The sequence below is a fragment of the Bradyrhizobium sp. genome, assembly GCF_019244115.1.
Classification (GTDB): domain Bacteria; phylum Pseudomonadota; class Alphaproteobacteria; order Rhizobiales; family Xanthobacteraceae; genus Bradyrhizobium.
The window spans coordinates 1-6,043 of record NZ_JAFATE010000695.1; the positions used below are offsets into that span (position 1 = coordinate 1).

A 6,043-nucleotide genomic window follows, 5' to 3' on the forward strand; every position below is an offset into this window, starting at 1 on the left:
GCCGTGCTCGATGGCGCTTCGCGCACGGAGGCCGCCAAAGTCGGCGGAATGGACCGGCAGACGCTTCGCGACTGGGTGATCCGGTTCAACGAGCAAGGACCTGATGGTCTGATCAATGTCCCCGCGCCGGGTGCGCCGGCCAAACTCTATAAGGCGCATCGGGCATTTCTGGCGCGGATCGTGGACGAAGGGCCGATCGCGGCCATCCATGGCGTGGTGCGCTGGCGCGCCTGTGACCTGATCATGCGGCTCCACGAGGAGTTCGGCATATCGGTGTCCGACGACACGGTCTACCGAGCCCTCAAGGACCTCGGCTTCTCACACGTCAGCGCCCGGCCGAGAGCCTACAAGCAGGATCCCGATGCGATCGAGGCATTTAAAAAAACTTCTACGCCAGCGTGGAGGAAATCCGCAGCAGCCTTGCGCCGGACACGCCAGTAGAGGTGTGGTTCCAGGATGAGATGCGAGTGGGGCAGAAGAACAAGCTCACCTATCGCTGGGCCAGAACGGGATCGCGGCCGCGGGCTGTTCACGATCAACGTACGCAATCGACCTACCTGTTCGGCGCCGTGTGTCCTGAACTCGGAACCGGTGCCGCTTTGGTGCTGCCCTTCTGCAACAGCCAAGCCATGCAGCTCCATCTCGATGAGATCGCCACCAAGGTCAGCCCGGGTGCCCACGCCATCATCATCCTCGATCAGGCTGGATGGCACGAAGCCAAGGAGCTGAAGGTCCCGCACAATATCTCGCTAATGCCATTGCCGCCGCGTTCGCCTGAACTGAACAGCCAGGAGGACATCTGGCAGTTCATGCGGCAGAATTGGCTCTCAAATCGCGTCTTCAAATCCTACGACGACGTTGTCGATCACTGCTGTTACGCCTGGAACACCCTCATTGCCCAGCCGTGGAACATCATGTCGATCGGGCTCCGCGATTGGGCCTACATCGGTCGATCAATGTGAGGATTGGTATTAGGCGTCGTGGTCGGCCATGCTGGCTCCGGCAAGAGCGCGATGAAGCCTGGGAAGCGGCTGGCTACGAGGTCCGGGGCGTGGCGCTGTCCGGCATTGCAGCGGAAAACCTCGAAAGCGGATCGGGCATTACATCGCGCACCATCGCCAGCATGGAGCATGGCTGGCAACAGGGCCGCGACAGGCTCACCTCACGCGATCTGCTTGTGATCGATGAGGCGGGCGTGGTGGGTACTCGCCGGTTGGAACGGGTGCTGTCCCATGCTGCCGAGGCCGGAACCAAGGTGGTTCTTGTTGGAGATCCCCAGCAGCTGCAATCAATAGAAGCGGGCGCGGCGTTCCGATCAATCCGCGAGCGTCGCGGCGGGGCGGAAATCGGCGAAGTGCGCCGCCAGCGGGAGGACTGGCAACGGGATGCGACACGTGATCTCGCCAATGGCGAAACCGGCAATGCGCTGGAAGCCCATCGCTCCCGGGACATGGTGCATGAGGCGGAGACACGCGAGCAGGCGCGCGGCGATCTGATCGAGCGCTGGGACCGCAACCGGCAGGCGCCGCCCGACAAGAGGAGGATCATCCTCACCCACACCAACGACGAAGTCCGCTCACTCATTGGAAGACGAAGACGTTTCTGCCTTCCAAACTCAAAGAACTGTTGCGCCAAGCCGAAGCCAGAACCGTCGACGCCCTCTGGGACCTCGTCGGCCGCACCCTGAACCTCTTCACCCCCGAAGAATGCGCCAACTACGTCCGTCATTGCGGATACAATCCGCTTTGATCGCAACAGGCTCTAGGAACGAAACGAGTTTGGGATGTGGATCGAATCCAGGTGAAGGCGTCCTCGGTCGCCAAGGCTTCTGAGTGAGAGATTGCCCACGCTAGCCGCTGTGGTAACGCGCAGCCATCCCGCCACTCATCGAACAAGCGTACGGAAGACGAACAAATTTCTCAAACCGACGTCAAACCGAAAAATCTGTTCTGATGCGCACCGGAGGGTGCACCACGGCTCGAACCTAGGACCCGCTGATTAAGATGCAGCCATCGGCTAAGAACAATCAATGACTTTCCGGTCGCACTCTTGGGCTTTTCCGGCCGAAAATGGGCATTCGTCGCACGATCATGAACGTCTCGCACCTGAGAACCCAAGCTGACGGGAACTCAGTCTCGTCGATCACGTGGCGGGTCCTTTCCTTCGTCATCCCCGACCGGATTCGAATTGGTCACATTGTCGCGGACCTCGAGATTCCGGCTGTTGTGGACCACGAGCGCCTGCGTGAAATCCTGCAGCAGCCCGGTCCGCGTCTGCGGATCAACGCCGTTGAGCGGCAGCTCCGGATGCTGGCCCGATCCTCTGATGACATTGTCGCGAATGGCGCCGCCTGCGACCTCGTTCACCCAGATTCCGGTCCGTCCTGAACCGAGCACGATGTTGCGCTCGATCAAGATGTTTGTATTCGGCGACGATGCCGGGAAATCATTCGTGGCGTTTGTCGTCGCCACCATGATGGCACCGACCGCAATCTCGCTCCCCGCGCCCGATGCCATCGGGCCGAGGCTTCCGCGCACAACATTGCTGCGGATAACGAGATCGTGGGCGGGTGGAGTGGGAGAAACGACGAACGTTAAGATGTTGCTATTTTGCGAGATCCCGATCCCAGCGTCACTGGTGTGGCCGATTTCGTTGTGCCCGACTGTCAGTCCCATGTTGCCGGTCGCGTACACACCGCGCCCGAAGAGAACGTCGCTGACGACGTTCTCTTCGATGCTCGACCCGGCCCCGCGGGACGCTGGGTCCGCCCGAGCCATGCCGAATTTGGGACCGAGCCTCGGTAGATCTGTATCAAATGTGACGGTCACCGCACCGCCAAAGACCGGCGGCACCGAGTCCGGTGGTTGCTGCGACAAAATGGTAGCGCCGCTGAGCTCGATTCCTGAGGCGGGATCGACAAAGTTGACTTTGGTCCCGTTGGGAAAACGCCCAAAGGCGACGCGATCGACCGTGAGCTGACGCTGGCCGATTTGCTGCGCTACCGTGGCAACGTCTGTCTCGTACATGGCAAGAGCGTCGTCGAGGCTGCGCGAGACGAAACTATTGCGAACATGATCGTCTGCCCCGCAGTTGACGAAGATGATGCCACCCGCATTGGTCGCGATCAGGCCCTCGCGGCGCGGCATGACGCGCACGCGCTCGGCGACGGCATGGCTGGTGCTATTGAACAGGATCGCCTGCGTGCTGGACCCGTAGATCGTCGTGTCCGAAACCGTGATCGCGTCCCCGCCTTCGACCGAGATCGTGGCCTGCCCGCCACGCACGAACACCACAACGGTGTCGCCGGCCTGGAGCGTCGACAATGTCGGACCCTGCACCCAGGGCACGTTGTTCTTGACCAGGCTCAAAGCGCCCTCAAGGATCGGTTGAGTTACCCCCATGCGCGAGGTTCCGGGCACGATGTCGCCGTTACGGAACGCCATTGCCCAGAGGGTGAGCGGACCGGTGGGCGCTGCGGACTGGGCAAGGCCGTTGAAGGCAACGGGATCGGACCAATGCGGAAGCACCGTGTAGGAGAGCCTGCGCGCGAGGGGGTCGACGGCGGTCAATTGCACATGCGTGAAGGGCGGCGAGATGAAATCAGCACGCAACCGCGTCAACGTCACCCGCTGGCAATTGACGATCGCAAACCCCTGCAGGAAAGCGCCCGCGAAATAGACCGTCGAGTCATCCAGGTCGACGGTGAGATCGGTCAAAGACGTCAAGCGCAGATAGGCCGTCGCGTCCTGTGGCGTCAGAAAGTAATAGGCGCCGCGGTCGACGGTAACGCGCCGGATCGGATGGCTCTGCGCATAGTTGAGCGCGGCTTCGAACAGCGGTCGGGCATCTGTGCTCGGGCTGTCGGCAGGTAGATTGTGCGTCGCGATGCCGAGCCGGACCAGATCACGCGACAGATTGATGACTTGAGGTTGTGTTTCTTCAGGTGCGGCAGTCGCGGCGGCGCGCGGCGGCGACTGCGCGCCGGCGGCCCAGCACAACGCCGCGGCCATAGCCACAACAGCCGGGAAAATTCGCTTCATGATCGCGTCTCCTTCACGCCGTTGTTCGTTTCATCGACAGGCTGGCCGAACGTCATCGGAAAACCCCTTCGGACCGGTTGCGATTACCGCCCCTTATTCGCCGGACGTGTTGCAAGGCGACTTTCCCTCGACGTCAACCGGTCCTTGCGTCGGAGACGGCCGCATGTGACACTGATCACTGATCACTGATCACTGATCACTGATCACTGATCGACGTGCTGCCAGCGCGACGACTTTCTTTCGTCACGCTTTGTCGGCGCCGTTACGGTTATCTGACTACATGCACGCGGAAGTAGTGCTCCGCTAGTTCATAGTCCTATTCTACGACAGGCACGTGATCGACCATCGGATCTGCCGCGCTGTATCGAATGGGGTGAGGATACGAAACAAAGGAAAGTCGCATAGCAATCTGGCCGTGCGACGTCCTACACAAAAAAACTCTTCACGACACCGTTTTTCTCCGCCACCGTCTCGCGAAGCTATTGGAAAGGAAGGATTTTTCCTTGGTGGGCGCACCAGGGCTCGAATCTGGGACCCCGCTGATTAAAAGGCGTATGACTCCTTTGAAAAATCAATATCCATTCCGACAAACCTGTTGTCCGCCGTGCATTGAAGCCGTGGTGGGTTTTTGCCTCGTCGGAATAGCGGGTCTCGGCTCGCGAGGGAGCACGCCGTCGAAGGATTGCTGATCGTTGGCAGCGAACGTGCGATGGCATCGACCAACCCTCAATTAGTAAGGCAGATTTGGCGCGTGCGGGCTCTCGCGAGTGGACAAGTTTGCGCCACTTGGCAGGTGCGCCCGCGGTCAAAAAAAGCGCGAAATTAAGAGTGCCCGATCGCATCCGACCCGCACCCGTTGTCCGCGCCTCGGTGGTGGCATCTGCCAGGGGATCACCTTGACTTCGGTCGTTTCGAACGGCGGCTTACCAGGCGCAGTCACGAGCAGGGTCGTCTTAATGGTGTGATGAAACAGCGGCCCTATCGGCAGCTCTTCGGAATGAAGGACCTCAACCAGACACGATCGCGCGTCGCGATGGCCTGTTTGCGCGGCAGCGGCGGGGGCCGTGACGATCAGCAGGATGGTTATGGCCACGGCTGTGCGCATCGTGAGTCCGCGGGGCTGGTTCTGGGAAGGAAACCTGCTTGCCGACTCAGGCAGCCCCATCCTGAGCCGTCGCCGCTAGCCCTCACTCAGTTTAGCTCAAATGATCGGCAATTTGTAGCGTTTCGCTTGCGGTTGAGTTGCTTTTCGCGCGCAAAGCACTGCAGCGAACCGCTGCAACGGCCCCAGTGATGGCCAACCCTTGCTGTGGTGGGCAAGCATGGCTATCTTTGTTCCTGTATCAATGCAGCGCAGTTTACCCGGATAGCGTGGCTGTGACTACGGCGAAGACAACAGCTCCTGGTGAGAGAATTTCGACGAGCGTCTGGCTCGGAGGATTGGCGGCTCGAACTATTTTCATTGCCATTCTCATCGCCATTACCGCGCGCGTGTCCAGCCCTCAGCTTGAACACATCTGGTCTCTTTGGGAGGCACCGAGCGACTTCGTCCGGGTCGCGCTGGGGGCCGTCGTCTGTGGCTGGCTGTTCGTGCACGTGTTCATCTTGCCCAAGGATGCTGGTGGCTATCGAACGTGGCTCTACCTCGGCTTAATTATCCTGCCGATGTCAGCCCTTTGTGCCGTGGTAATTTGGTAAGCTATAGGGGTGCCCAGGAGCTGCCACTTCAGTTTTGCAACTAGTCCGGGGCGGCCACCGTGGTGGCCTCGCCCGTGGCGCACTCGCGCCAAACCGGGGTCATGCATGTGGTCGGCCAGCCGCCCCCTAGCGCCATGAATAGCGCCGCCGTATCGGCAAGCCGGTTGGCTTCGGTCTGCACCCGAATCACCGACGCCGTCAGGTAGGTCTGCTGGGCGTTGAGCACCGCCAGCTGGTTGACCTGCCCTTCATTCAATTGCTTTTCGACGATATCGAGGCTGGCTTTGGCGGTCTCCTCTGCATGC

General features: G+C 60.5%; 5 protein-coding genes and 2 pseudogenes. 4 read left to right on the forward strand and 3 right to left on the reverse strand.

The window, feature by feature from the left end:
* From JOZ76_RS30060 to JOZ76_RS30070, 3 genes and pseudogenes are all read left to right on the forward strand, one after another.
* Positions 1-441: winged helix-turn-helix domain-containing protein (locus tag JOZ76_RS30060; RefSeq protein ID WP_291704925.1), on the forward strand; the 441-nt coding region annotated here is incomplete at its 5' end.
* Complete coding sequence (locus JOZ76_RS30065) at positions 399-962, forward strand: IS630 family transposase (RefSeq protein ID WP_291704927.1); 564 nt, start codon at positions 399-401, stop codon at positions 960-962. The genes JOZ76_RS30060 and JOZ76_RS30065, both read left to right, overlap by 43 nt.
* Positions 963-1,582: pseudogene (locus JOZ76_RS30070) on the forward strand (AAA family ATPase); the annotation flags it as partial. It lies immediately after the preceding gene.
* A gap of 547 nt (positions 1,583-2,129) precedes the next feature.
* On the opposite strand, the gene JOZ76_RS30075 reads toward JOZ76_RS30070, so the two are convergent.
* Both JOZ76_RS30075 and JOZ76_RS30080 read right to left on the reverse strand, forming a co-directional pair.
* The gene (locus JOZ76_RS30075; protein ID WP_291704928.1) at positions 2,130-3,716 is read right to left on the reverse strand and encodes a right-handed parallel beta-helix repeat-containing protein; all 1,587 of its coding nucleotides are present in this window, start codon (positions 3,714-3,716) and stop codon (positions 2,130-2,132) included.
* 1,129 nt (positions 3,717-4,845) lie between these two features.
* Positions 4,846-5,145, reverse strand: coding sequence for a hypothetical protein (locus JOZ76_RS30080; RefSeq protein WP_291704930.1), 300 nt, complete (start codon positions 5,143-5,145; stop codon positions 4,846-4,848).
* Positions 5,146-5,417: 272 nt separating this feature from the next.
* Here JOZ76_RS30080 and JOZ76_RS30085 point away from each other — a divergent pair, with 272 nt between their 5' ends.
* Positions 5,418-5,738, forward strand: a complete 321-nt coding sequence (locus JOZ76_RS30085) for a hypothetical protein (protein ID WP_291704931.1) — start codon at positions 5,418-5,420, stop codon at positions 5,736-5,738.
* Between the two features lie 40 nt (positions 5,739-5,778).
* Here the strand turns inward: JOZ76_RS30085 and JOZ76_RS30090 are convergent.
* A pseudogene (locus tag JOZ76_RS30090) lies at positions 5,779-6,043 on the reverse strand (histidine kinase); the annotation flags it as partial.